General features: G+C 70.7%; 21 protein-coding genes. 13 read left to right on the forward strand and 8 right to left on the reverse strand.

Annotated features, from left to right (window positions below; genetic code table 11):
* Window positions 1-54: 54 nt before the first annotated feature.
* On the reverse strand, window positions 55-579 hold the full coding sequence (locus ACFV5H_RS30475; RefSeq protein ID WP_385058759.1) for a DUF4245 domain-containing protein: 525 nt from the start codon (window positions 577-579) through the stop codon (window positions 55-57).
* 126 nt (window positions 580-705) lie between these two features.
* Here ACFV5H_RS30475 and glpX point away from each other — a divergent pair, with 126 nt between their 5' ends.
* A complete protein-coding gene (glpX, locus tag ACFV5H_RS30480; protein WP_385058761.1) occupies window positions 706-1740 on the forward strand; it encodes a class II fructose-bisphosphatase in 1035 nt (344 codons plus the stop codon).
* A gap of 253 nt (window positions 1741-1993) precedes the next feature.
* On the opposite strand, the gene ACFV5H_RS30485 is transcribed toward glpX, so the two are convergent.
* Window positions 1994-2368: a WhiB family transcriptional regulator gene (locus ACFV5H_RS30485; RefSeq protein WP_085575372.1), complete on the reverse strand. Its 375-nt coding sequence runs from the start codon at window positions 2366-2368 to the stop codon at window positions 1994-1996.
* Between the two features lie 102 nt (window positions 2369-2470).
* Window positions 2471-3166 (reverse strand): DUF1707 domain-containing protein, encoded by a 696-nt coding sequence (locus ACFV5H_RS30490; RefSeq protein WP_385058763.1) that lies wholly within the window; start codon window positions 3164-3166, stop codon window positions 2471-2473.
* 182 nt (window positions 3167-3348) lie between these two features.
* Between ACFV5H_RS30490 and ACFV5H_RS30495 the strand changes: the two genes are divergently transcribed.
* From ACFV5H_RS30495 to ACFV5H_RS30515, 5 genes are all read left to right on the forward strand, one after another.
* On the forward strand, window positions 3349-5028 hold the full coding sequence (locus ACFV5H_RS30495) for a fumarate hydratase (protein ID WP_385058765.1): 1680 nt from the start codon (window positions 3349-3351) through the stop codon (window positions 5026-5028).
* A 384-nt stretch (window positions 5029-5412) separates the two neighbouring features.
* Window positions 5413-6834 carry a M28 family peptidase gene (locus ACFV5H_RS30500; RefSeq protein WP_385058766.1) on the forward strand — a complete coding sequence of 474 codons (1422 nt, stop codon included), beginning with the start codon at window positions 5413-5415 and terminating at the stop codon, window positions 6832-6834.
* Between the two features lie 110 nt (window positions 6835-6944).
* Window positions 6945-8348: a class II fumarate hydratase gene (locus ACFV5H_RS30505; protein WP_385058768.1), complete on the forward strand. Its 1404-nt coding sequence runs from the start codon at window positions 6945-6947 to the stop codon at window positions 8346-8348.
* A gap of 75 nt (window positions 8349-8423) precedes the next feature.
* A complete protein-coding gene (locus tag ACFV5H_RS30510; protein ID WP_385198212.1) occupies window positions 8424-9116 on the forward strand; it encodes a DUF402 domain-containing protein in 693 nt (230 codons plus the stop codon).
* 274 nt (window positions 9117-9390) lie between these two features.
* The gene (locus ACFV5H_RS30515; RefSeq protein WP_385198173.1) at window positions 9391-11541 is read left to right on the forward strand and encodes a SpoIIE family protein phosphatase; all 2151 of its coding nucleotides are present in this window, start codon (window positions 9391-9393) and stop codon (window positions 11539-11541) included.
* A 63-nt stretch (window positions 11542-11604) separates the two neighbouring features.
* Here the strand turns inward: ACFV5H_RS30515 and ACFV5H_RS30520 are convergent, their stop codons facing one another.
* A complete protein-coding gene (locus tag ACFV5H_RS30520) occupies window positions 11605-13896 on the reverse strand; it encodes a transglycosylase domain-containing protein (protein ID WP_385198175.1) in 2292 nt (763 codons plus the stop codon).
* Between the two features lie 260 nt (window positions 13897-14156).
* Between ACFV5H_RS30520 and ACFV5H_RS30525 the strand changes: the two genes are divergently transcribed.
* The 5 genes from ACFV5H_RS30525 (at window position 14157) to ACFV5H_RS30545 (ending at window position 19074) form a co-directional block, all read left to right on the forward strand.
* Window positions 14157-15092: an SPFH domain-containing protein gene (locus ACFV5H_RS30525; protein ID WP_385198176.1), complete on the forward strand. Its 936-nt coding sequence runs from the start codon at window positions 14157-14159 to the stop codon at window positions 15090-15092.
* Window positions 15089-15343, forward strand: a complete 255-nt coding sequence (locus tag ACFV5H_RS30530) for a hypothetical protein (RefSeq protein WP_385198178.1) — start codon at window positions 15089-15091, stop codon at window positions 15341-15343. The genes ACFV5H_RS30525 and ACFV5H_RS30530 overlap by 4 nt, the downstream gene beginning before the upstream one ends.
* Window positions 15344-15530: 187 nt before the next feature.
* Window positions 15531-16055 carry a PadR family transcriptional regulator gene (locus ACFV5H_RS30535; protein ID WP_385055120.1) on the forward strand — a complete coding sequence of 175 codons (525 nt, stop codon included), beginning with the start codon at window positions 15531-15533 and terminating at the stop codon, window positions 16053-16055.
* Complete coding sequence (locus ACFV5H_RS30540) at window positions 16052-16747, forward strand: ABC transporter ATP-binding protein (RefSeq protein WP_385198179.1); 696 nt, start codon at window positions 16052-16054, stop codon at window positions 16745-16747. The genes ACFV5H_RS30535 and ACFV5H_RS30540 overlap by 4 nt, the downstream gene beginning before the upstream one ends.
* Window positions 16744-19074: an ABC transporter permease gene (locus ACFV5H_RS30545; protein ID WP_385198181.1), complete on the forward strand. Its 2331-nt coding sequence runs from the start codon at window positions 16744-16746 to the stop codon at window positions 19072-19074. The genes ACFV5H_RS30540 and ACFV5H_RS30545 overlap by 4 nt, the downstream gene beginning before the upstream one ends.
* Window positions 19075-19096: 22 nt before the next feature.
* Here the strand turns inward: ACFV5H_RS30545 and ACFV5H_RS30550 are convergent, their stop codons facing one another.
* A complete protein-coding gene (locus ACFV5H_RS30550; RefSeq protein ID WP_385055111.1) occupies window positions 19097-20041 on the reverse strand; it encodes a LysR substrate-binding domain-containing protein in 945 nt (314 codons plus the stop codon).
* Window positions 20042-20174: 133 nt separating this feature from the next.
* On the opposite strand from ACFV5H_RS30550, the gene ACFV5H_RS30555 reads away from it, so the two are divergent.
* Window positions 20175-20729 (forward strand): peroxiredoxin, encoded by a 555-nt coding sequence (locus tag ACFV5H_RS30555; protein WP_073932236.1) that lies wholly within the window; start codon window positions 20175-20177, stop codon window positions 20727-20729.
* 6 nt (window positions 20730-20735) lie between these two features.
* Window positions 20736-21269: an alkyl hydroperoxide reductase gene (locus tag ACFV5H_RS30560; protein WP_085574276.1), complete on the forward strand. Its 534-nt coding sequence runs from the start codon at window positions 20736-20738 to the stop codon at window positions 21267-21269.
* Window positions 21270-21624: 355 nt separating this feature from the next.
* Here ACFV5H_RS30560 and ACFV5H_RS30565 read toward each other — a convergent pair whose 3' ends face one another.
* The 3 genes from ACFV5H_RS30565 to ACFV5H_RS30575 form a co-directional block, all read right to left on the reverse strand.
* Complete coding sequence (locus ACFV5H_RS30565) at window positions 21625-23013, reverse strand: AI-2E family transporter (RefSeq protein ID WP_385198183.1); 1389 nt, start codon at window positions 23011-23013, stop codon at window positions 21625-21627.
* 145 nt (window positions 23014-23158) lie between these two features.
* Complete coding sequence (locus tag ACFV5H_RS30570) at window positions 23159-23857, reverse strand: transglycosylase SLT domain-containing protein (protein WP_385055106.1); 699 nt, start codon at window positions 23855-23857, stop codon at window positions 23159-23161.
* 441 nt (window positions 23858-24298) lie between these two features.
* Window positions 24299-25624: a PhoH family protein gene (locus tag ACFV5H_RS30575; RefSeq protein WP_385055103.1), complete on the reverse strand. Its 1326-nt coding sequence runs from the start codon at window positions 25622-25624 to the stop codon at window positions 24299-24301.
* Between the last annotated feature and the right edge of the window lie 301 nt (window positions 25625-25925).

Raw genomic sequence — 25925 nt, forward strand, 5'->3', positions numbered from 1 at the left:
CCGCCGGATCGACCGATCCGGCGGGGCCCCGCCCCACATGTGTCTGCGTCCCGCTCACTCCGTGCGCAGCGCCCCGGCCATCTTCTCCAGCTGGCCGAACGATCCCGTGCCGGTCACCACCGTGGTCGAGCCCTCGGCGTCCTCCAGCACCAGCGCGTCGTAGTGGTCGCCCTCGTAGCGCGTCCAGGTCCTGCCGTCGATCTGCCGCGTGGTCTCCGTCTTCGCGGCGCCCTGCGTCCTGTCCTCGATGAACGCCGACCGCTTGCCCGTGGACTGCTCGACCGCCACGTACTCCCCGTCGGGGGCGCGGAAGCCGAGGTGCCAGGCCTCGGACTCGGTGCCCTTGTAGCGGACGGAGGTGGGCTTCCACGCCTCGGACAGGCCCTCCGGCGCGGCGACGGGGTAGGAGGCGGCCCTGCGGGCCGTGAGCAGGTCGACCCGGTAGTCGACCCGCTTGAGGTCGGGTTCGCCGTCCTCGTGCGGGATGAACAGCCAGACCACTCCCGCCACGAGCATGATGAGGGCCAGGGAAAGGATCATGTCCCGGGCCGTTTTCTGCACGCTCTTCGTTCCTGCCACGCCCCCTATCGTCGCAGGTGCCCGGTGCGCTCATCCGTGGGGGGCCCTGCTCATTCTGTCGGACTGGCGATAGAGTCGTGCCCCACACCCTCATCCGGCCGTCGTCGTACAGAAAGGTGCGCTCCGATGACCGAACACCATCACTTGCCGTCCGAGCTCGATGTCCCGTCCGAGGCCCCCGACCGCAACCTCGCCCTGGAGCTCGTACGGGTGACCGAGGCAGCGGCCATGGCAGCCGGCCGCTGGGTAGGGCGCGGTGACAAGAACGGCGCCGACGGCGCCGCGGTGCGCGCCATGCGCACCCTCGTCTCCACCGTCTCGATGAACGGCGTCGTCGTCATCGGCGAGGGCGAGAAGGACGAGGCCCCGATGCTCTTCAACGGGGAGCGCGTGGGCGACGGGACCGGCCCCGAGTGCGACATCGCCGTCGACCCGATCGACGGTACGACGCTGACCGCCAAGGGCATGACGAACGCCATCGCGGTGCTGGCCGCCGCCGAGCGCGGCTCGATGTTCGACCCGTCGGCCGTGTTCTACATGGACAAGCTGGTCACCGGGCCGGAGGCCGCCGACTTCGTCGACATCGACGCACCGGTGAGCGTGAACATCCGGCGGGTCGCCAAGGCCAAGCGGGTCACCCCCGAGGACGTCACCGTGGTGATCCTCGACCGGCCGCGGCACGAGGGCATCATCAAGGAGATCCGGGAGACCGGGGCGCGCATCAAGCTGATCTCCGACGGCGACGTGGCCGGCTCGATCCTCGCGCTGCGCGAGGGCACGGGCATCGATCTGCTGCTCGGCGTCGGCGGTACCCCCGAGGGCATCATCTCGGCGTGCGCGGTGAAGTGCCTGGGCGGGACGATTCAGGGCAAGCTGTGGCCCAAGGACGACGAGGAGCGGCAGCGGGCGGTCGACGCGGGGCACGATCTGGACCGGGTGCTGACGACCGACGACCTCGTCGCCGGGGAGAACGTGTTCTTCGTGGCGACCGGCATCACCGACGGCGAGTTGCTGCGTGGGGTGCGGTACCGGCCGGAGACGGCCACGACCGATTCGATCGTGATGCGGTCGAAGTCGGGGACGGTCCGTCGGATCGACTCCGAGCACCGGCTCTCGAAGCTGCGGGCGTACAGCGCGATCGACTTCGATCGCGCCAAGTGAAACGTCACTTCGGTGCGGGGGCCTGCGGCGCGTGGGTGAGTGCGGGTGCGCTGTGGCCGGTCGCGCAGTTCCCCGCGCCCCTGAGGGTGTAGTCCTGCCCGGCGCTTGAAAAGGCGCCCCCGTGCGGAAGAAGCGCCCGCGCGGCGGAGCCGTACGTGCCACAGCCCCGCACCCCTGAGCGTGTGGTCCTGCCCAGTACGTGAAAAAGGGCGCCCCCTGTGCGGAGGGGGCGCCCCTTTCACGTGCGTGCGTTTCAGCCCGCTGCCGCGATGCGGCCCGGGCGGGTGTTCTTCTTCAGTTCCATCTCGCGGCGCCTGCGGCGGGCCAGGACCACTCGGCGTTCGGCGGCGGTGAGGCCGCCCCAGACGCCGTAGGGCTCGGGCTGGAGCAGAGCGTGCTCGCGGCACTCGACCATCACCGGGCAGCGGGCGCAGACGCGCTTGGCCGCCTCCTCGCGGGAGAGCCGGGCGGCGGTGGGTTCCTTCGAGGGTGCGAAGAACAGCCCCGCCTCGTCGCGCCGGCACACCGCCTCGGTGTGCCAGGGGGCGTCCTGGTCCCTGTCCCGCGCTGCCGCTCGCTGGGCCGGGACAGCGGCTATCTGCAGGGACGAATGCGGCGGTTGCAGCACGGTCTACTCCTGACGACGGCTTCGCAAGCGAGACACGATGCAGCAAGGCTTACCCGATGTACGCGCGCCTATGCACTGAGTTCCGAACCGCGCGACAGCCCGTCAGTGGCCCAGGTGCCTGCGCATGCTCCTGTCGACCTTGCGCTGCACCCGGTCGAGGATGTCCGCCACGAGCTTGCCGCGCTTGGGGCGCGCCTCGACGCTGCCCAGCACCGCCCAGCCGTCGATGTAGACCACCGGGGCCTCGTCGTCGGTCGCGTCGAGCGTGTCCACCTCGAAGGCGCCGAGCACGCCGCCACCCATGCCGCGCAGCGACACGTTCTCCGGGACGAGGATCTCGACGCTGCCGAAGACGGAGAAGGCCTTGATCATGACCTGCTGGTGGTCGAACAGCGCCTCGCTGAGGTCGATCTCCACGCTCCCGAAGATCGCGTAGGCGTGGATACGGCGGCCGGTGCGCCAGCGGCCCTTGCGGGCGGCGGCGCTGAACACCGCGACCACGTTGTCATCGGGGTCCATCGGGATCGCGCCGGTGGTGGGGCGGCTGGGGGCGGAGGCGTGTGCCGCGCGCCGCTGGTGGGCTATCGGCAGGTCCTGGATGAACACCTCCAGCTCCCCGACCGTCTTGGCGGCCAGCACGCCCTCGACGCGCTCCGCATGCTCGTCGGCGGTGAGGCGGCCCTCGGCGAGGGCCTCGCGCAGGAGGTCGGCGGTACGGTCCCGGTCGGCGTCGGAGGCGCGCAGCTCGGCCGTCCGCGGTGCCGTGTCCGGCTGCTGGGCGTGCTTCTGAAGGTCCACCGCGCCAGCGTACCGAAACGCGATAGATCGCGACTACCCCCTGACGGGGACAACTGAGGACAACCTCACAGGCTCGCCACGAAGAGCAGGTCCTACGCTGGTGAGCGCCCGCCGACGTCGGCGGGCGGCCGGCGAGCGAGCCGAAGGCGAGCCGCCCCGGAAGACTTCCTGTCGAGTGAGGAATGGGCGAGATGCCTGAGTTCGAGTACGCCGATCTGCTCCCCATGGGAGAGGACACCACCCCCTACCGGCTGGTGACCTCCGAAGGTGTCTCCACCTTCGAGGCCGACGGACGGACGTTCCTCAAGGTGGAGCCGGAGGCTCTGCGCAAGCTCGCCGAGGAGGCCGTCCACGACATCCAGCACTACCTGCGCCCCGCCCACCTGGCGCAGCTGCGCCGCATCATCGACGACCCCGAGGCGTCGGGCAACGACAAGTTCGTCGCGCTGGACCTGCTGAAGAACGCGAACATCGCGGCGGCGGGCGTGCTGCCGATGTGCCAGGACACCGGTACGGCGATCGTCATGGGCAAGCGCGGGCAGAACGTGCTGACGTCGGGGCGTGACGAGGAGGCCCTGAGCAAGGGCATCTACGACGCCTACAAGAACCTGAACCTGCGCTACTCGCAGATGGCTCCGCTCACCATGTGGGAGGAGAAGAACACCGGTTCCAACCTCCCGGCGCAGATCGAGCTGTACGCGACGGACGGCGGCGCGTACAAGTTCCTGTTCATGGCCAAGGGCGGCGGGTCGGCCAACAAGAGCTTCCTGTACCAGGAGACCAAGGCCGTCCTGAACGAGGCCTCCATGATGAAGTTCCTGGAGGAGAAGATCCGTTCGCTGGGTACGGCCGCCTGCCCGCCGTACCACCTGGCGATCGTCGTCGGCGGCACGTCGGCCGAGTACGCGCTGAAGACCGCGAAGTACGCCTCCGCGCACTACCTGGACGAGATCCCCTCCGAGGGGTCGGCGCTCGGGCACGGCTTCCGGGACAAGGAGCTGGAGGAGAAGGTCTTCGAGCTGACGCAGAAGATCGGGATCGGGGCGCAGTTCGGGGGCAAGTACTTCTGCCACGACGTGCGGGTGGTGCGGCTGCCCCGGCACGGGGCGTCGTGTCCGGTCGCGATCGCGGTGTCCTGCTCGGCGGACCGGCAGGCCGTTGCGAAGATCACCGCCGAGGGTGTGTTCCTGGAGCAGCTGGAGACGGATCCGGCGCGGTTCCTGCCGGAGACGACGGACGAGCAGCTGGAGCAGGACGGTGACGTCGTCAGGATCGACCTCAACCAGCCGATGGACGACATCCTCGCCGAGCTGACCAGGTACCCGGTCAAGACCCGGCTCTCCCTGACCGGCCCGCTGGTCGTGGCGCGCGACATCGCGCACGCCAAGATCAAGGAGCGGCTGGACGCGGGTGAGGAGATGCCGCAGTACCTGAAGGACCACCCGGTGTACTACGCGGGGCCCGCGAAGACGCCGGAGGGGTATGCGTCGGGGTCGTTCGGGCCCACGACGGCCGGGCGCATGGACTCGTACGTGGAGCAGTTCCAGGCTGCGGGCGGGTCGAAGGTGATGCTGGCGAAGGGGAACCGGTCGAAGCAGGTCACCGACGCGTGTGACGCGCACGGCGGGTTCTATCTCGGGTCCATCGGCGGGCCGGCGGCGCGGCTGGCGCAGGACTGCATCAAGAAGGTCGAGGTCGTCGAGTACGAGGAGCTCGGGATGGAGGCGGTGTGGAAGATCGAGGTGGAGGACTTCCCGGCGTTCATCGTCGTCGACGACAAGGGGAATGACTTCTTCCAGGATCCTTCGCCGCAGCAGCCGACGTTCACGTCGATTCCGGTGCGGGGGCCCGGGCCGGCGTAGCCCCTCCGGTGCGGCGGGAGTGGGTTTTCCGCCCCCGCCGCCCTTTCCCGTCCCGAACCCGGGGGTGCTGCCCCCGGACCCCCGCTCCTCAAACGCCGGAGGGCTGAAGTCAGCCCCTCCGGCGTTTGAGGACGAGGCCCGTTCAGGGCCGATGGGGGTCTGGGGGCGCAGCCCTCAGGGACGGGACGGGAAAGGGCGGCGGGGGCGAATCATTGCCGTCCGGATAGCGGACCCTGCGTACTTCTTTCGGGCAATCAAGCTCCAACCCTGCCCGTTCCGTTGACTGGCTCAACCATCACTGTGAGTCTTCTCGCCACTCCGACATGCTCATGCCATGTCAATCCTGTGTGGCTCACCCCACAGCCACCTCCCGGAGGAGACAAGGTGAAACGAAGATTCGCCGTGGCGGGCTTCTCGCTCGCTGTCGTGCTCGGCTGCGGCACACTCCCCGCCGTGGCCGCCGACTCCGCGCCCGCCGCGGCCACCGCCGCCGCCGCGCCCGACGTCGACGTGACCAAGGTGAGGGCGCACCTGAGCGAACTCAGCGCCATCGCCGGACGGAACGGCGGGAACCGCCGGTCCACCACCCAGGGCTACCGCGACTCCGTCGCCTACGTGAAGGGCAAGCTGCAGGCGGCCGGCTACACCGTCACCGAGCAGCCCTGCACCTCCGGCTGCACCAGCGGGGCCGGGCCCAACCTGATCGCCGAGTGGCCGAAGGGCGACGCCAACAACGTGTACATGTTCGGCGCCCACCTCGACGGCGTCTCGGCCGGGCCCGGCATGAACGACAACGGCTCCGGCTCGGCCGCCCTGCTCGAGAACGCCCTGACCCTGGCGCAGCAGAATCCCGCCATGCGCAACCGGGTCCGCTTCGCCTGGTGGACCGACGAGGAGCAGGGCCTCAACGGGTCCGACTTCTACGTGCGTTCCCTGTCGTCGACCGAGCGCGCGAAGATCAAGGCGTACTACAACTTCGACATGGTCGCCTCCACCAACGGCGGCTACTTCATCAACCACATCACCTCCTCGGCCGCCGCCCCGATGAAGGCGTACTGGGACTCGCTGGGCCTCCAGCCCGAGGAGAACACCGAGGGCGCGGGACGCAGCGACGACTACTCCTTCGAGCAGTACTCCATCCCCACCTCCGGCTACGCGATGGGCGCCAGCGCCCGCAAGACCTCCGCGCAGGCCGCCAAGTGGGGCGGCACCGCGAGCAGGGCGTACGACCCCTGCTACCACTCCTCCTGCGACACCCTCACCAACATCAACACCACCGGCCTGGACCGCGCGTCCGACGGCATCGCGTACACGATCTGGCAGCGGGCGGTGGACACCGGCACCGGCGGCACATGTGACACCACCGGCGTCGTCGGCAACGGCGGGTTCGAGAGCGGCACCTCGCCGTGGACCGGGACCACCGGGGCCATCGGCGCCCACTCGGGCCAGTCGCCCCACGGCGGAAGCCGGTTCGCCTGGCTCGCGGGGAACGGGACCACGAGCACCGAGTCGATCAGCCAGACGGTGACCGTGCCGGCCGGGTGCTCCCGGGTGTCGCTGACCTACTGGCTGCACATCGACACCGACGAGTCCGGCTCGACCGCGTACGACAGGTTCACCGTCAGGGCCGGCGGCACCACGCTCGCCACCCTGTCCAACGTCAACGCCGGCAGCGGCTACGTGCAGCGGTCGGTCGACCTGTCGGCGTACGCCGGACAGACGGTGGCCCTGACCTTCGCCGCCAGCGAGGACCGCAGCCTGCAGACCGGCTTCCTCCTGGACGACATCGCCCTCCAGAGCGGCTGACCTCCCCCCACGGGACCGCCGCCCCGCCGTGCTCCTCCTGCGGTGGGGCGGCGGCCGTCCGGGAATACGCTCGTCGGACACCGCTGCTGTGCATCTTCGGAGGTACGACGATGACGACCACGGACGACGACCGGCACTACCGCGTCGAGCACGACTCCATGGGGGAGGTGAAGGTACCGGCCGACGCCAAGTGGCGCGCCCAGACCCAGCGCGCCGTGGAGAACTTCCCGGTCTCCGGGCAGCGGCTGGAGCGCGCCCACATCGAGGCCCTCGCCCGGATCAAGGGCGCCGCGGCCAAGGTGAACGCCCGGCTCGGGGTGCTGGACAAGGACATCGCCGAGGCGATCCAGGAGGCGGCCGGCGAGGTCGCCGAGGGACGGTGGGACGAGCACTTCCCCGTCGACGTGTTCCAGACCGGGTCCGGAACCTCCTCCAACATGAACACCAACGAGGTCGTCGCCACGCTCGCCGGCGAGCGGCTGGGGCGGGACGTGCACCCCAACGACCACGTCAACGCCTCGCAGTCGTCCAACGACGTCTTCCCGTCGTCGATCCACATCGCCGCCACGGCCGCCGTCACCCGTGATCTGGTCCCGGCGCTCGACCACCTCGCCACCGCCCTGGAGCGCAAGGCCGAGGAGTTCGCCGACGTGGTGAAGTCCGGGCGGACGCATCTGATGGACGCCACGCCGGTGACGCTGGGCCAGGAGTTCGGCGGGTACGCGGCCCAGGTGCGGTACGGCATCGAGCGGCTGAACGCCTCCCTGCCGCGCCTGGCCGAACTGCCGCTGGGCGGGACCGCCGTCGGCACCGGCATCAACACCCCGCCCGGCTTCTCCGCCGCCGTCATCGAGGAGGTCGCCCGCGCGACCGGGCTGCCGCTGACCGAGGCGCGCGACCACTTCGAGGCGCAGGGCGCCCGCGACGGCATCGTGGAGACCAGCGGGCAGCTGCGGACCGTCGCCGTCGGACTGACGAAGATCGCGAACGATCTGCGGTGGATGGCGTCGGGCCCCCGTACCGGTCTCGCGGAGATCGGCCTGCCCGACCTCCAGCCCGGCTCCTCGATCATGCCCGGCAAGGTCAACCCGGTGATCCCGGAGGCCGTGCTCATGGTGTGCGCGCAGGTCACCGGCAACGACGCGACCGTCGCCGCCGCCGGCGCCTCGGGCAACTTCGAGCTCAACGTCATGCTGCCGGTCATCGCGAAGAACGTCCTGGAGTCGGTGCGGCTGCTCGCGAACGTCTCCCGGCTGCTCGCCGACCGCACGGTCGACGGCATCGTCGCGAACCGCGAACGGGCCCGCGAGTACGCCGAGTCCTCGCCGTCCGTGGTCACCCCGCTCAACAAGTACATCGGCTACGAGGAGGCCGCCAAGGTCGCCAAGAAGTCGCTGGCCGAGCGGAAGACCATCCGGGAGGTCGTGCTGGAGAGCGGTTACGTCGAGCGCGGCGACCTCACCGTCGAGCAGCTCGACGCGGCGCTGGACGTCCTGCGGATGACAAGGCCGTGAGAACACCGCACCGGGGAGCGCGAACCGTGACGGGGGCCGCGGCGTCGTATGCCCATGGCACTCTCATATCTGGCCATGGCGGAGGGCGGAGCGACGATGCGTGAGGAAGCGGGCGGGGCGGCCGGACACTGGGCGCCCGGGACACAGGTCCTGTGGCGGTACCGGGAGAACGGCGGGGCGCGCATCCACATCGCGCGCCCCGTCACGGTCGTACGCGACGACCCGGAGCTGCTCGCGGTGTGGATGGCGCCCGGTACCGAGTGCGTGAAGCCGGTGCTCGCCGACGGCACGCCCGTGCACCGGGAGCCCCTCGGCAGCCGGTACACCAAGCCGCGCACGGTGGGGCGGGGCCGCTGGCTCGGCACCGGTGTGCTGAAGCTGGCCCGGCCCGGCGAGCCCTGGTCGGTGTGGCTGTTCTGGGAACCGGGCTGGCGGTTCAAGAACTGGTACGTGAACCTGGAGGAACCGCTGGCCCGCTGGGCGGGCGGGGTCGACTCCGAGGATCACTTCCTGGACATCTCCGTGCACCCGGACCGCACCTGGCGCTGGCTGGACGAGGACGAGTTCGCACAGGCCCGGCGGGACGGTCTGGTGGACTCCGCGCTGGCCGGGAGGGTGCGGGAGGCCGGGCGGGCCGCCGTGGCGGTGATCGAGGCCTGGGGGCCGCCGTTCGCGGACGGGTGGGAGAACTGGCGCCCCGATCCGTCGTGGACGGTACCGTCACTGCCACAGGACTGGGACCGCACTCCCGCGCATCTGTCCTCGTGAGACCCTTGCTGCGCCCCCGGGCAGGAAACGTAGGATCGTCCTCCGCAAGGGTGCGGGGCAGCAACCACCGGAACGCGCACCAGGCTTGACCGATCGTCACCGAGGGGCGGCAGGACGTGAGCGAGGGGTACGGAAACACCGGTGCCGGCCGGGAACGGCCGGCCGACGGCACAGGCACAACCTCTGACCACGCGGGAATTCCGTTCCGGGGGCACGTATTCCGGGTATCGGAGTTTCGGCGGGACGAACCGCGCGCACGGCGTGCGCCGGACGGATGGACTCGACACGCGTGACGGAGCAGCCGACCTCCTTCGAACGCCCGCAGCCGGGCGCCGACCCCGCGGATCCCCGCGGGGCGCTCCTGCGTACCCCGCAACCGGCGCCTGTGCCGGGCACGGGGGCCGCCTTACCCGTACAGAGCCGCTCCGGCGGTGAGCCTCCCGCGTCCGGGGCCGCGTCCCCGGGGTCGTCGGGGGCCACGTCGCCGGGCGGCACGGTGACGCCGGACGGCACCGGCCAGGACCCGGTTGCCGGGTCCGGCTCCGAGCACTCCCAGCCGGGTGCCGGGCAGGGCGCCGAGCCGGACACGCACCGGCCGCGTCCCGCGCCCGAGGGCATCCCGGTGCAGCCGGCCGCGGACCACGGCCGGCCGGTCCAGGGTCCCGACGGCACGGAGCGCCGTACCGGGCAGCAGGCGCAGCCCGGACGGCCCACGCCGATGCGCAGGGACGGGGACCGGCTGCGGTTCGTCGGTGCCGCGACCCGGCGGATCGCCCGCGGCATCGACCTGGACGAGATCGTGATGGGGCTGTGCCGGGCCACCGTGCCCACCTTCTCCGACGCGATCCTGGTCTATCTGCGTGATCCCCTGCCGGTCGGCGACGAGCGGCCCACCGGCCCGCTGGTGCTGCGGCTGCGCCGCACCGACCGGATCCCGGCCGAGCGGGACACCGAGGGCGGGTTCACCCCGGTCGCCCCGCCGGAGCCGTCCGAGCTGGACTCGGTCGGCGCGGAGCTGTGCACCGTACGGCCCGGCAGCGCGCTCGCCGAGGTGCTGCGCGGCGTACGGCCGGTCTTCACGGACGCGCCCGCGGCCCGCGCCGCGCTGCCCGAACTCCTCGGCGAGGAGGGCGCGTCGGCCGTACCGGACGGGCAGCGGGCGATCCTCGCGCCGCTGCGCGGCCGGCGGCGGGTGATCGGCGCGGCGCTGTTCCTGCGCCGCCCGGAGCGCATCCCGTTCGAGGCCGACGACCTGCTGGTCGCCGCGCAGCTCGCCACGCACAGCGCCCTCGGCATCGACAAGGCGGTGCTGTACGGGCGGGAGGCGTACATCGCCGACGAGCTGCAGCGCACGATGCTGCCGGAGAACCTGCCGCGCTGCACCGGCGTACGGCTGGCGTCCCGGTATCTGCCGGCCGCGGAGACCGCGCGGGTCGGCGGCGACTGGTACGACGCCATCCCGCTGCCCGGCAGCCGGGTCGCGCTGGTCGTCGGTGACGTCATGGGCCACTCCATGACCTCGGCGGCGATCATGGGCCAGCTCCGCACCACCGCGCAGACCCTCGCCGGGCTCGACCTGCCCCCGCAGGAGGTGCTGCACCACCTCGACGAGCAGGCGCAGCGGCTCGGCGTGGACCGCATGGCGACCTGCCTGTACGCGGTGTACGACCCGGTGGCGCACCGCATCACCATCGCCAACGCCGGCCATCCGCCGCCCGTCCTGCTGGAGCTGGGCGGACGCGCCGAGGTGCTGCGGGTGCCCGCGGGCGCCCCGATCGGCGTGGGCGGGGTGGACTTCGAGGCGGTCGAGCTGGACGCGCCCGCCGGGGCGACCCTGCTGCTGTACACCGACGGCCTGGTGGAGTCCCGGCTGCGGGACGTGTGGACCGGTATCGAGCAGCTGCGGGAGAAGCTCGCCGCGACCGCGCAGCTGACCGGGCCCGATCATCCGCCGCCCCTCGAGGCGCTCTGCGACGAGGTGCTCGACATGCTCGGCCCGGGCGACCGGGACGACGACATCGCGCTGCTCGCCGCCCGTTTCGACGGGATCGCGCCGAGCGACGTGGCGTACTGGTTCCTGGAGCCGGAGGACGCGGCCCCCGGCCGGGCCCGCCGCCTCGCCCGGCGGGCGCTGTCCCGCTGGGGCATGGAGGAGCTGAGCGACTCGGTGGAGCTGCTGGTCAGCGAGGTGGTGACCAACGCCGTGCGCTATGCCACGCGGCCGGTCACGCTGCGGCTGCTGCGCACCGACGTGCTGCGCTGCGAGGTCGGTGACGACGTGCCGCAGCTCCCGCGGCTGCGGCAGGCGCGGGCCACCGACGAGGGCGGACGCGGGCTGTACCTGGTGAACCGGCTGGCCCGGCGCTGGGGCGCGACCCGGCTGAGCACGGGCAAGGTGGTGTGGTTCGAACTGAACCGCAGCTGAACCGTCGTACGACGTGACGAGGGGCGCCCGGTGCGGTCACCGGGCGCCCCTCGTGTCTTCCGTCTACTGCTCCTCGTCGTCCTCCGGGTCCTCCGGGCCCCCCGGGAGCTCGAACGTCGGCGGTGGGGAGGTGGTCGGGTCCGCCGGCGGCTCCGACGTCGGCGGTTGCGACGTCGGCGGCGCGGAGGTCGGCGGCGCGGAGGTCTCCGGCGGCGCCTGGGTGGTCGGTTCCTCGCTCGTCGGCTCGTCGCTCGGGCTCTGCGACGGCGACTGCGAGACCGACGGCGAGCTGCTCGGCTTCTTCACCGCGTTGCCCTGCTTGGTGTCCAGGTCGAACTCGGTGACCTCGTCCATGACGCCGAAGGTGTACGCGGCCCAGATCTCCGCCGGGGGGCCACCGCCGTTGACGCGGTAGTCGACGCCGGCCGCCTCGTACATCGGGACCTGCTTGCCGCTCTTCGCGTCCTCGCCGAACAGGCCGACCGAGGTGACCAGTTCGGGGGTGAAGCCGGTGAACCAGGCCGACTTGTTGTTGTCGGACGTACCCGTCTTGCCGGCGACCACCTGGCCGTCGCGCAGCGGGTTCTCCTTCACGGACACCCGGGCCGTACCGTCGTCGACCACGCCGGTGAGCACGGAGGTCACCGTGTCGGCGGCCTCGCGGCTGATGACCTGCTCACCGATCGGGTCGGGGAACTCGACCGCGCGGTCCTTGTGCTCGACCGACTTCACGATCGCCGGGGTGACCTTCCTGCCGTGGTTGTCGAGGGTGGCGTAGACGCCGGCCATCTCCAGCGGACTCGCGCCCATGGTGCCCAGGGTCTGCGCGGGCAGGGGGTCCATGCCCTCGGTCTCCATGCCGAGTTCGCCCGCGGTCTCCACCACCTCGGTCATGCCGACGTCGATGCCCATCTGCGCGAAGACCGAGTTGACGGACTTGTTCATCGACTCCTGGACGTCGATGTCGCCGTAGTCCTGGTCGTCCTCGTTGGGGGGCGCGAAGCCGACCTCCTTGTCGCCGTCCATCACGGGGCGCCCGCTCGTGCCGTCGTACAGCGTGTTCGCCGTGATCGGCACGCCGTCCTGGGTCTCGGCGTCCTGGTCCACGGCCGCGGCGAGGATCACCGGCTTGAAGGTGGAGGCGGGCTGGTAGTCGTCGCGGGTGGCGTTGTTCCGGTAGTGCTTCACGTAGTCCACACCGCCGTACATCGCCACGACCGCGCCCGTCTTCGGGTCCACGGAGGCGGCGCCGGCCTGGACGTCGGCGTCGACGTCGCGCTTCTCGGGGTCGAGCTTGCTGGTGAGCTTCTCCTTGACCGACTCCTCCAGCGCCTTCTGCTTCTTCTTGTCGATGTTGAGCGTGACGGTGTAGCCGCCGAGGTCCAGCATGGCGTCGGCCTGCTTCATGTCCTCGGCGGTGCCCTGGGCGACGAGCTGCTCCTTGACCGCGGTGTTGGCCGCCTCGACGAGGTATCCCGTCTGGCCCTCGAGACCGGGGGCGGCCTTGGGCTCCTCGGGAACCTGGAACTTCATGCCCCGGCGGTCGGCCTTGTCCAGCCAGTCCTGCTCGACCATGTTGTCCAGGACGTAGTTCCAGCGCTCCTGGACGAGCTTCTTGCCGGTGTCGCTGGCGATCGCCCAGTCGTACTGGTTCGGCGCCTGGAGCAGCGCGGCGAGGTACGCGCCCTGCTCGACGGTGAGGTCCTCGGCGTCGACGCGGTAGTAGGCCTGCGCGGCGGCCTGGATTCCGTAGGCGCCACGGCCGTAGTAGCTGGTGTTGATGTAGCCGGCGAGGATGTAGTCCTTGGACTTCTCCCGGTCCAGCTTCAGGGAGATGACCAGTTCCTTCAGCTTGCGGGTGACCGTCTGTTCCTGCGTCAGGTAGTAGTTCTTGACGTACTGCTGGGTGATCGTCGAGCCGCCCTGCGCGCCCTTGCCGGAGACCGTGTTGAGCACGCCGCGCGCGGTGCCCTTGAGGTCGACGCCGGAGTCCTTGTAGAAGGACTTGTTCTCGGCGGCGACGAAGGTGCGCTGGACGTCCTTGGGCACCTTGGCGAGGTCGACGATCTCGCGGTTGTAGCCCCGGCGGGCCATGATCGAGCCGTCGCTGTACTTGTAGACGTTGCCCTGCAGCTCGGCGTCGGCGTTCCCCTCGGGGATGTCGATCACCATGTACAGCACGATGAAGGCGCCCATGCCGAGCAGGCAGAGGCCGAAGAACGTGCCGAGGATCTTCTTCCAGGTGAAGAGGCGGCGTATGCCGCTGCGTCCGGCCGCGCCCGACGAACGGCGGCCCTTGGGTGCCGCACGGCGCCCACCGCGCTGTCGTGCGCGTCTTTCTTCCGCTCGTCCCATGCGTCCGTTCCGCTCCGCTTCGTTCGTGTGTGCTCTGCAGCCACACCAGTTCGCCGCTCGGGTCAGCTCAGAAAGCTAACACCGGGAGCTATGACAAAGAGCCGCCGATCCGGCCTTTACGGGCGTGACAATCAGCACCCGCTCCTATGGAACCGACGTACGAACGAGGTCCATGGTTGTCGGGATCGGGTAATCTGATATCACTTAGCTAGACAGGCGCTAGCCGCTCGGCGGGCGCCCGGAGAAACGGGGGAACACCCATGTCCACACACGACACGCAGGTCACGGCCGATGTGCCCGAGATGCCGGCCCCGCGCGTGCGGGAGTTCGCGGCGCACAGCATCGGCGGCGGACTGGCACTGCTGCTCGGCCTCGTCGGCCTGCTGATCGGCGCCGCGCTGATCGCCACCGCCACGGCGGTCGGCGGAGCCGGCGCCAAGGCCGCACTGATCATCGGCGGCATCCTGGTCGCCATCGCCGCGTTCCTCGCGATGTGCGGGCTGAACATGGTGGCGCCGGGCGAGGCACGGGTGGTGCAGCTCTTCGGCCGCTACCGGGGCACGATCCGGCAGGACGGACTGCGCTGGGTGAACCCCCTCACCTCGCGCAGGAAGATCTCCACGCGGGTGCGCAACCACGAGACCGCCGTCCTGAAGGTGAACGACGCCTACGGCAACCCGATCGAACTGGCCGCGGTCGTGGTGTGGCGGGTCGAGGACACCGCCCAGGCCACCTTCGAGGTGGACGACTACATCGAGTTCGTCTCCACCCAGACCGAGGCGGCCGTGCGGCACATCGCCATCGAGTACCCCTACGACGCCCACGACGAGGACGGCCTCTCGCTGCGCGGCAACGCCGAGGAGATCACCGAGAAGCTCGCCGTCGAACTGCACGCGCGCGTGGAGGCGGCCGGGGTGCAGATCATCGAGTCCCGGTTCACCCACCTCGCGTACGCTCCCGAGATCGCCTCGGCGATGCTCCAGCGGCAGCAGGCGGGCGCCGTCGTGGCGGCGCGGCAGCAGATCGTGGAGGGTGCCGTGGGTATGGTCGAGTCGGCGCTCGCCCGGATCGCCGAGCAGGACATCGTGGAGCTGGACCCCGAACGGAAGGCGGCGATGGTGTCCAACCTGATGGTGGTGCTGTGCGGTGACCGCTCCGCGCAGCCGGTCCTCAACACCGGGACGCTCTACCAGTGACGACTCCGTCCGGGGCCTCGGCCCCCCAGGGCCGGCCGCAGCGCAAGCAGGTGCTGCTGCGGCTGGACCCGTCGGTGTACGAGGCGTTGGCGCGGTGGGCGAACGACGAGCTGCGCTCGGCCAATGCGCAGATCGAGTTCTTGCTGCGGCGGGCGTTGGCCGAGGCGGGGCGGTTGCCCGGTGAGGCGGGGCCCCTGCCCCGTCGTGGTCGTCCGCCCGGAGGCTCCGTCCCCGGACCCCCGTCGGCCTGAACGGCCTCGTCCTCGGACTCCCCGGACGGGCCGCTTCACGCACGCCCGTCCCGTCAGCGCCCCCGCGCGGCCCGCCCAGTGGCAGAACCGTGACAATCGGCCTCCACCTGCGCCTCCGTACGCCACGCCACGCACTACACACTCAGCGTATACACACCGCGTATACACCGTGTGTAGAGTGCTCCGCATGTCCATCGGTCACACCCTCCTGGGACTCCTGGAGTCCGGTCCGCGTCACGGTTACGACCTGAAGCGGGCCTTCGACGAGAAGTTCGGTCACGACCGGCCGCTGCACTACGGCCAGGTCTACTCGACGATGTCCCGGCTGCTGAAGAACGGGCTCGTCGAAGTCGACGGCATCGAGGCCGGCGACGGCCCCGAGCGGAAGCGGTACGCGATCACCGAGGCCGGCATCACCGATGTCGAGCGCTGGCTCGCCACTCCGGAGCAGCCGGAGCCGTACCTCCAGTCGACGCTCTACACCAAGGTCGTCCTCGCCCTGCTCACCAGTCGGGACGCCGCCGACATCCTCGACACCCAGCGCTCGGAGCATCTGCGCGGCATGCGGATCCTCACCGACCGCAAGCGCAAGGGCGATCTCGCCGACCAGCTCATCTGCGACCACGCCCTGTTCCACCTCGAGGCCGACCTGCGCTGGCTGGAGCTGACCGCGGCGCGTCTCGACAAGCTCCGTGCGGCGGTGACCCGATGACCGCGCCCGTTCCCCCCGGTTCCCTGCTCACCGCCCAGGACCTGCGCAAGGCCTACGGTCCCACCACCGCGCTCGACGATGCCGCCTTCTCCATCCACCCCGGCGAGGTCGTCGCCGTGATGGGACCCTCCGGGTCGGGCAAGTCCACGCTGCTGCACTGCCTCGCCGGCATCGTCACCCCCGACTCCGGGTCGATCACGTACGACGGCCGTGAGCTGACCGCCATGAGCGACGCCGAGCGGAGTGCGCTCAGGCGCTCGGAGTTCGGCTTCGTCTTCCAGTTCGGGCAGCTCGTCCCGGAGCTCACCTGTGTGGAGAACGTCGCCCTGCCGCTGCGGCTGAACGGCACGTCCCGCAAGGAGGCCGAGCGGGCCGCGCTGACCTGGATGGAGCGCCTCGAGGTCGACGACGTCCGCAAGAAGCGGCCCGGCGAGGTGTCCGGCGGCCAGGGGCAGCGGGTCGCCGTGGCCCGGTCGCTGGTCACCGGCCCCCGGGTGCTGTTCGCCGACGAGCCCACCGGCGCCCTGGACTCCCTCAACGGCGAGCGGGTGATGGAGCTGCTCACCGACGCCGCCCGCTCCTCGAACGCCGCCGTCGTCCTCGTCACGCACGAGGCGCGGGTGGCCGCGTACTCCGACCGCGAGGTCGTCGTGCGCGACGGGAAGTCCCGGGACATGGAGCGCGTCGTATGAGTGCGGGCCAGTGGGCGCGGGACCTCGGCATGGGGATCCGGTTCGCCTTCGCCGGCGGACGCGAGGGGTGGATCCGGGCGCTGCTCACCGCCGTCGGCGTCGGGCTGGGGGTGGCGCTGCTGCTGCTCACCACCGCCCTGCCCGGCGCGCTGGCGGAGCGGCACCGGCGGGAGGAGGCGCGGCTCAACTACACCTTCGGTGAGCAGATCGAGCGCGCCGACGACACTCTGGTGACCGCGGACACCGACACGCAGTTCGGCGACCGCGACGTCCGCGGCCGGCTGCTGGAGCCGGAGGGCGACAAGGCCCCGGTGCCGCCGGGGCTGCGGGAGTTCCCGGCGCCGGGCGACATGGTGGTCTCCCCCGCGCTGAAGGAATTCCTCGACTCGGACGGCGGCGAGCTGCTGCGGGAGCGGCTGCCGTACGACATCGTGGGGACGATCGGCGAGCAGGGGCTGATCGGCTCGCAGGAGCTCGCCTACTACGCGGGCGCCGAGGGCCTCGCGGGGCGGGCCGGCGACGGGCTGGTGGGACGTATCGACTCCTTCGGGGACCCCAACCCGGTGGAGGAGGAGATGGACCCGGTCCTCATGCTGCTGATCCTGGTCGTCTTCGTGGTGCTGCTGATGCCGGTCGCCGTGTTCATCGCCGCGGCCGTACGGTTCGGCGGCGAACGGCGCGACCGCAGGCTGGCGGCGCTGCGGCTGGTCGGTTCCGACGGTGGCATGACCCGGCGGATCGCCGCGGGCGAGGCGCTCGCCGGGGCGCTGCTCGGGCTGGTGTTCGGCGCCGGGTTCTTCCTGGCGGGGCGTGAGTTCGCGGCGTCCGTCGAGGTGTTCCGCATCAGTGTCTTCCCGAGCTATCTGAACCCCTCCCCGCTGCTGGCGCTGCTGGTCGCGGTGGCGGTTCCGGGGGCCGCGGTGCTGGTGACGCTGCTGGCGCTGCGCGGGGTGGTCATCGAACCGCTGGGCGTGGTGCGCACGGCGCGGCCCGCCCGTCGCCGACTGTGGTGGCGGCTGCTGCTGCCGCTGGCCGGGATCGGCATGCTGCTCCCCATGATCGGCCAGGGCCGGGAGAACGGGGACTTCAACCAGTACCTGGTCACCGGCGGTGTCATCTGTCTGCTCGTCGGGGTCACCGCGCTGCTGCCGTGGATCGTGGAGACGGTCGTCGCCCGGCTCGGCTCGGGCAGCGTCTCCTGGCAACTGGCGGTGCGCCGCCTACAGTTGAGCAGCGGTGCGGCGGCCCGCATGGTCAACGGCATCGCGGTGGCCGTGGCCGGCGCGATCGCGCTGCAGATGCTGTTCGCCGGGGTGGAGGGCGACTACACCAAGGAGACCGGCTATGACACGTCACTGGCGCAGATGCAGGTAAGGGTGCCGGAGGGCACCGAACTCGCCGCGGCCGCCACGAAGCTCGAGGAGACCGAGGGCGTCCGCAGGGTCTACCCGCTGTCCGAGGGGTACTTCGCCGACCGGCCCTGGGAGAAGGAGCCGCAGCGCACCGCTCAGTTGACCATCGGTGACTGCGCGACCCTGCGCGAGGTGGCGAAGCTGCCCTCGTGCGCGGACGGCGACGTGTTCACGGTCCGGGGCGGCGAGTACGACGCCGACACCCCGTCGCTGAGCAGGCCGGGCCAGAAGCTGTACCTGGAGAAGTCCATCGGCGACAGCAGGGAGAGCGTCGCCTGGGCCCTCCCGGAAGGGCTGAAGCAGGCCGACTCCATCGAGGACCCGACCGGGAGCAGGCGCGGTGGCTTCCTCGTGACCCCGGCCGCGGTGCCCGCGGACATGGCCGAGGTGGTCACCGGCCAGCTGTACCTGTCGGTCGACGACTCGGTGCCGTACGTCCGCGAGTACATACGCAACGCGGCGGCCGCGATCGACCCGCTGTCCTATCCGACGACGTGGAACTCCGTCGAGCGTTCCGACCGCTACGAGTCCATCCGTACGGGCCTGTTCGTCGGCGCCGCCGTCGTGCTGGCGCTGATCGGGGCGAGCCTGCTGGTCTCCCAGCTGGAGCAGTTGCGGGAGCGCCGCAAGCTGCTGTCGGCCCTGGTCGCCTTCGGTACCCGGCGCCGCACGCTGAGCCTGTCGGTGCTGTGGCAGACGGCGATCCCGATCGGCCTGGGTCTGCTGCTGGCCTCGGTGGTGGGCATCGCCCTGGGCACGGTGCTGCTGAAGATGACCTCGGCACCGGTCGGCGTGGACTGGCCGAGCGTGCTGCGGATGACCGGCATGGGCGCGGGCGTGGTCCTCGTGGTGACGCTGCTGAGCCTGCCCCCGCTGCTGCGCATGATGCGCCCGGACGGCCTGCGGACGGAGTGAACGGTACGGACCGCGGGGGCGCTCAGCTCCCCACTATCCGCACCGGAAGGTCCCGCATCGCCGCTCGCAGGGACGCCGCCAGTTCCTTGTGCTCCGCCGCCCTCGCCGTGCCCGTGCGCATGGCGAGGGCGATGCGGCGGCTGGGGGCCGGGTCGGTGAAGCGGGCGGTGAGCAGCCGGTTGGAGCGGGCGGTCTCGACCGGGACGGCGGTGCCCGGCAGCAGGGTCACCCCCAGGCCGCCCGCGACCAGCTGGACGAGTGTGGCCAGCCCGGCCGCCGTCGTCGTGGCCGGGACGTCGGCCCGCCCGGCCTCCCGGCAGATGTCCAGGGCCTGGTCGCGCAGGCAGTGGCCCTCGTCGAGCAGCAGCAGGTTCAGCTCGCGCAGCACCGCGCGGGGGATGCCCTCCCGGCCGCCGAGCCGATGGCCGAGCGGGGTGACCAGCACGAAGTCCTCGTCGAAGAGGGGGATCTCGGTCACGCCGGGGACACCGAGGGGCACGGCGAGCAGCAGCAGGTCGAGCCGGCCGGCGGCCAGTCCGTCCAGCAGGTTCGCGGTCTGCTCCTCGTGCACCTGGAGGTCGAGGAGCGGATAGCGGCCGCGGACCAGCCGCAGGATCGTCGGCAGCAGATAGGGCGCGACGGTCGGGATGACGCCGAGCCGCAGCACCCCGGTGAACGGTGCCCGCAGCGCGTCCGCCTCCTCCATCAGCGCGTCGACTTCCCCGAGTACGGCCTTGGCGCGGGCGGCGAGCCGCTCACCGGCCGGTGAGAGCAGCACCTTGCGCGTCGTACGCTCCACGAGGGTGACACCGAGCGTCTCCTCCAGCGTCGACACGGCGCCCGACAGCGCCGGCTGGCTCATCCCGATCGCCGCGGCGGCGTCCCGGAAGTGCAGATGCTCGGCCACCGCGGCGAACGCGCGGAGCTGAGCGAAACTGGGCTGCCTGCGCCTCTTGCCCACGGTCACTGATAGCTACCTCCGATCAACACGACCGAGTGTAGCTATTTCACTAATCAATGCACGTTGTGCCAACATCAACAGGGTCCAACCCATGGGAAAAGCCCGCAATCCGGGTGTTTCCCCGCTGCAAGGAGAGCCTGTGCTCACTGTCGGTGACAAGTTCCCCGATTTCGAACTGACCGCCTGCGTCTCGCTGGAGAAGGGCAAGGAGTTCGAGACGATCGACCACAAGACCTACGAGGGCAAGTGGAAGATCGTGTTCGCGTGGCCCAAGGACTTCACCTTCGTGTGCCCGACCGAGATCGCCGCCTTCGGCAAGCTGAACGACGAGTTCGCCGACCGTGACGCCCAGGTCCTCGGCTTCTCCGGCGACTCCGAGTTCGTCCACCACGCCTGGCGCAAGGACCACGACGACCTGCGCGACCTGCCGTTCCCGATGATGGCGGACTCCAAGCACGAGCTGATGCGCGACCTCGGCATCGAGGGCGAGGACGGCTTCGCCAAGCGCGCCGTGTTCATCGTGGACCAGAACAACGAGATCCAGTTCTCCATGGTGACCGCCGGCTCCGTCGGCCGTAACCCCAAGGAGGTCCTGCGGGTCCTGGACGCCCTGCAGACCGACGAGCTCTGCCCGTGCAACTGGTCCAAGGGCGACGAGACCCTTGACCCGGTCGCGCTGCTGTCCGGAGAGTGAGCTGACATGTCCCTCGACTCCCTGAAGTCCCGCATACCGGACTACGCCAAGGACCTGAAGCTCAACCTGGGCTCGGTCATCGGCAACTCCGACCTGCCGGCCCAGCAGCTGTGGGGCACGGTGCTGTCGACGGCGATCGCCTCGCGCTCGGCCATCGTGCTCCGCGAGCTGGAGCCGGAGGCGAAGGCGAACCTGTCGCCGGAGGCGTACACGGCCGCGAAGGCCGCCGCCGCGGTGATGGCGATGAACAACGTCTTCTACCGCACCCGTCACCTGCTGTCGGACCACGAGTACGGCAACCTGCGCGCCGGTCTGCGGATGAACGTCATCGGCAACCCGGGTGTCGACAAGGTCGACTTCGAGTTCTGGTCCTTCGCGGTCTCCGCGATCAACGGCTGCGGCATGTGCCTCGACTCCCACGAGCAGGTGCTGCGCAAGGCCGGTGTGGAGCGTGAGGTCGTCCAGGAGGCGTTCAAGATCGCCGCGGTGATCCAGGCGGTCGCCGCGACGCTGGACGCGGAGGCGGCCCTCGCGGAGTAACTCCGCCCCCTTCTCGGGCCCGTCCACCATGACCGGTGAACGGGCCCGACCCGTACACCCCCACGTGTCCTCTCCACGCCCCGCTCTCCACGGGCAACCACGCCCCCCGCCCCTCCGCGGGCAGTCGTGCCGCAGGGCGGCACGGGTGGGCGCGACGGCACCCCGTGAGCGCCGGGCTGCGCGACACCCCCCGTCCGGCACCGGCACCGCTCACCGGCGCTCGCCGGGTGCCGCTGCGCCCACCCGTGCCGCCCCAGCGGCACGACTGCCCGCGGCTGCGGTGGTGGGTGGCGCAACTGCCCGCAGCTACGGCAGTGGGCGGCACCCCGCCGCGGACGCACGGCGCTGCCCGCGCCTACTCCTCGCCGGCGTCCCCCGGCCGCCCCTCCGTATCCGGTGTCGGAGGCCGGGCCTCCGACACCGCCGGCAGCGGGGCGTCCGGTTCGGACATCGCCGTGGCCCCCCGCGGCCGGGGCGCCTGGACCACGGCCGTCTCGTGCGTGTACGCACGCAGATAGCCGACGACGGTATTGGTGACCGCGACCAGCGGCACAGCCACCACCGCTCCCCCGATACCGGCCACCATCCCCCCCGAGGCGACCGCCAGCACCACCGCGAGCGGATGGACCCGGACCGCGCGCCCCAGGATGAACGGCTGGAGGATGTGCCCCTCGATCTGCTGCACCGCCAGCACCACCACCAGCACCATGACGCCCGTGAACACGCCCTGCGTGACGAGCCCGACGACCACCGCCAGCGCCCCCGACACCACCGCACCCACGAGCGGGATGAACGAGAACAGGAAGATGAACACGGCGAGCGGCACCGCCATCGGCACATCGAGGAAGTAGATGCCGAGACCGATGAAGATCGCGTCGATCAGAGCCACTATCACCGTGCCGCGCACATACGCCGTCAGCGTCCGCCACGCCGCAGGACCCGCCCCGGCGACACCCGGACGGGCCGCGGCCGGGACGAGCTTCAGCGTCCACTGCCAGATCCGCTTGCCGTCGTAGAGCAGGAACAGCGTCGAGAAGACCGCCAGCAGGATGCCGGTGAGCGCCTCGACCACGACGGTCACGCCCTCCAGACCCGCCGAGGTGATCTGCTCGGTGTTGGCGCCGACCGCCTCCCGGAGGTTCTTCGCGATCTCGTTGATCTGCTTGTCGGTGACGTGGAAGGGACTGTTCAGCAGCCAGTTGCGCAGTTCGTCGATGCCGTCCTGGATCTGGTCGGAGAGGTGGTCGATGTTCTCCATGACCTGCCAGGTCACGAACCAGCCGATGAGGCCGATCACGACGAACCCGAACAGCGCCGTCAGTGCGGTGGCCGGCCCGCGCGGCACGCCGAGCCGCTTCAGCCGCGTCACCGTCGGCTGCAGCAGCGCGGTGATCAGCAGCGAGGCCACGAACGCCAGCACCACGAGCTGTACGGCGCTGATGACCCGCATGAGCACCCAGACCGTGCCGGCCAGCACCAGCAGCCGCCAGCCGGCCTCGGCCGCGACCCGTACCCCCCAGGGCACGGCCTGCGCCGGGTCGGGGCGGGCCGGGACGGCGGCGGCCGTGTACTCGAGCGGCGGATCGGGGTCGGGGTGCGGGATCTTCACCCGTACGGGCTCGGAGCCGGGGTCGGCGTCCGTCGGACGGTCCCGCTCCACCTCGGCGCGGCGCTCCTCCAACCGCTTGCTGACCTCGGTCAGCCCGGCTCCGACCCGGCCGAGCCATCCTGGCACTCGCGACATGATCCGTCCTCTTCCCCCGTTTCTCCCCACCACTCACCCCTGGAGTCGTCGGTCAGACCGTACATGGCGAAAGCCCCGCACCGTAGGACGGTGTGGGGCTGTGCCGTGGTTGAGCGGGGCCGGGGGCGACGCGCTCCCGGTGCTTCTAGTAGTAGTGGTTGGCCTGCCAGAACGTCCAGGCCTCGCACGGGCTGCCGTAGCGGACGTTCATGTAGTTCAGACCCCACTTGATCTGGGTGGCCGGGTTCGTCGCCCAGTCGGCTCCGGCGGAGGCCATCTTGGAACCCGGGAGCGCCTGCATCAGACCGTAGGCGTCGGAGGTGGGGTTGTCGGCCATGTAGTTCCAGCTGGACTCGTGGTCCACGATGGTGCTGAAGCACTGGAACTGGTCCGCCGGGACGATCTGCCGGGCCATCGCCTGCACTTCGGCGATCGTGTAGGAGGACTGGACCGGGAAGCTGGACGCGTCGCGGGTCGCGGAACGGCTGGCGGCGGCCTTGGCCTCCGCGCGGTCCTTGGCGGCCTGCTTCGCCTTGTCGTCCGCTTCCTTCTTCTTCGCGACCGCGGTGTCGGCGGCGGCCTTGCGGGCGGCCTCCTCGGCGTCCTTCTTGGCGCTCGCGTCCGCGGCGATGGCCATCGTTTCGGCCTGCTGCGTCAGGGACGCGGTCTGCACCTGGGCCTGCTGGCCCGCGGGGATGTCCGCGAGCAGCGTGGTGCCGCTTGCCGTCGCTTCGGCGTCGTTGTTCTGAGCGGTGCTGCCCGAGGCAACGCCGACGACACTTCCGACAGCGGTGACCGCCGTGGCCGAGGCCACTGCGAATCCCCGGACCGAGATCCGGCTCACACGGTTTCCTTCCAGCATCGCCCGCTTCGGTGACCCTCGCGGACGCAATCGTGCCCCTGGCACTGGCCTCCCCAACTACGGGTCACGGAAGGCACGGGCCCGGTGGGCAACTCCTACGGAAGGAGCGCCGCGTGGTGCTCGGGCGGCATACGACGACGCTATGGAGTTGAGTCTGTGGTTCTGCACCTCCCCCACTGCCCTAAAGGCGTGGGCGGTACCCCCAGGGGTACAGGTGTGTCGTATGCGGGGCCTGACAGGAGTGAGACTCTGCCGTAACCCGACACCGCAAGGCAATTCTCCGTTGCGTGTGAAAGCTCACATCTCGTTTGGCCCCAGGGAATCCCGGAAAGCCGCACGCACGCCGACGCCGCCCGGCTAGGCTCTACGCCTTTCCGGACGGCGCCAACCAATCGGTGACCGGCTCCTGTTGGATGCCGCGGGTCAGATCTGCCCGTCTTCGAGCATTTCGGTCACAAGCGCGGCGATCTGGGACCTCTCGGACCGCGTCAGGGTGACGTGGGCGAACAGCGGATGCCCCTTCAGCTTCTCGACGACGGCGACCACACCGTCGTACCGACCGACCCTCAGATTGTCCCGCTGGGCGACATCATGGGTCAGAACGACCCGAGAATTGGCCCCGATACGGGACAGAACGGTCAGCAGGACGTTCCGCTCCAGCGACTGGGCCTCGTCCACGATCACGAACGCGTCGTGCAGCGAGCGGCCCCGGATGTGGGTGAGCGGCAGGACCTCCAGCATGCCGCGCGCGGTGACCTCCTCGATGACCTCCCGGCTGGTGACCGCCGACAGCGTGTCGAACACCGCCTGCGCCCAGGGGCTCATCTTCTCCGCCTCGGAGCCCGGCAGATAGCCGAGTTCCTGCCCGCCCACCGCGTACAGCGGACGGAAGACCATCACCTTCTGGTGCTGACGGCGCTCCAGCACCGCCTCCAGGCCGGCGCACAGGGCCAGCGCCGACTTGCCGGTGCCGGCCCGGCCGCCCATGGAGACGATCCCGACGTCCGGGTCGAGCAGCAGGTCGAGCGCGATCCGCTGCTCGGCGCTGCGGCCCTTGATGCCGAACACCTCCCGGTCGCCGCGCACCAGCCGCACGTTGCCGTCGGCGGTGACCCGCCCGAGCGCCTTGCCGCGCTCCGACTGGATGGTCAGTCCGGTGTGCACGGGCAGGCGGGAGGCCTCGGGCACATACACGTGCCCCTCTTCGAAGAGGACGTCCACCTGCTCTCCGGGCAGGGTCAGTTCGGACATCCCGGTCCAGCCGGAGGAGTCCGTGATGGCGAGCTCCGCGCGGTACTCCTCGGCGAGGAGGCCCACGGAGGACGCCTTGATCCGGAGCGGGAGGTCCTTCGACACCACGGTGACGTCGAACCCCTCGGCCTGCAGATTGCGGGCGACCGCGAGGATGCGGGAGTCGTTGTCCCCCAGGCGGTAGCCACTGGGCAGCACGCTGGGGTCCGAGTGGTTGAGCTCGACCCGCACGGTCCCGCCGAGGTCCCCGGTCGGAATGGGGGCGTCGAGACGGCCGTACCGCACCCGGTAGTCGTCCAGCAGGCGCAGCGCCTGCCGGGCGAAATAGCCGAGTTCGGGATGGTTCCGCTTGGCCTCCAGCTCGGTCACCACGACGATGGGGAGCACGACCTCGTGCTCGTCGAAGCGGCTCAGGGCGTTGGGATCGGCCAGCAGGACGCTGGTGTCGAGAACATAGGTGCGCCGGTCGGGCTTGTGGCGCTTTGCGCTGGTCACCACGGAAGGACGTACCCCCTCGGATGAGGTCGGGGAGCGACGAGGCGAGACTGGACCGGTCGACGGCCCCCGTGCACAGCGGGCCGGAAACCGGCCCTCCGCCGCTTCTTCCGTGCCGTGACCGCACGGTCGGGCTGGTGCAAAGGGCCTCCCGGGCGGACGGCTTCTGCGCCGCCCGCTGAGATCCGACACCCGTGGTTCGGGTGTCGACCTGTCTGGCTTATGCCCTCGAACGAGCGCCGCCATGCCACGGCATATGACGGCGCGCCGGTGAACTCCGTGTGACCTGCGGAGGATGTGCGGG

Origin of the sequence: Streptomyces sp. NPDC059787 (assembly GCF_042732315.1) — a bacterium.
Classification (GTDB): Bacteria; Actinomycetota; Actinomycetes; order Streptomycetales; family Streptomycetaceae; genus Streptomyces; species Streptomyces atrovirens.

Coding starts and splice junctions, on each gene's coding strand:
- ACFV5H_RS30565 (WP_385198183.1), bottom strand. CDS start 23,013: ATGTCGCGAGTGCCAGGATGGCTCGGCCGGGTCGGAGCCGGGCTGACC.
- ACFV5H_RS30515 (WP_385198173.1), top strand. CDS start 9,391: ATGGACTCGACACGCGTGACGGAGCAGCCGACCTCCTTCGAACGCCCG.
- ACFV5H_RS30510 (WP_385198212.1), top strand. CDS start 8,424: ATGGCGGAGGGCGGAGCGACGATGCGTGAGGAAGCGGGCGGGGCGGCC.
- ACFV5H_RS30545 (WP_385198181.1), top strand. CDS start 16,744: ATGAGTGCGGGCCAGTGGGCGCGGGACCTCGGCATGGGGATCCGGTTC.
- ACFV5H_RS30540 (WP_385198179.1), top strand. CDS start 16,052: ATGACCGCGCCCGTTCCCCCCGGTTCCCTGCTCACCGCCCAGGACCTG.
- ACFV5H_RS30520 (WP_385198175.1), bottom strand. CDS start 13,896: ATGGGACGAGCGGAAGAAAGACGCGCACGACAGCGCGGTGGGCGCCGT.
- ACFV5H_RS30535 (WP_385055120.1), top strand. CDS start 15,531: ATGTCCATCGGTCACACCCTCCTGGGACTCCTGGAGTCCGGTCCGCGT.
- ACFV5H_RS30505 (WP_385058768.1), top strand. CDS start 6,945: ATGACGACCACGGACGACGACCGGCACTACCGCGTCGAGCACGACTCC.
- ACFV5H_RS30525 (WP_385198176.1), top strand. CDS start 14,157: ATGTCCACACACGACACGCAGGTCACGGCCGATGTGCCCGAGATGCCG.
- glpX (WP_385058761.1), top strand. CDS start 706: ATGACCGAACACCATCACTTGCCGTCCGAGCTCGATGTCCCGTCCGAG.
- ACFV5H_RS30560 (WP_085574276.1), top strand. CDS start 20,736: ATGTCCCTCGACTCCCTGAAGTCCCGCATACCGGACTACGCCAAGGAC.
- ACFV5H_RS30495 (WP_385058765.1), top strand. CDS start 3,349: ATGGGCGAGATGCCTGAGTTCGAGTACGCCGATCTGCTCCCCATGGGA.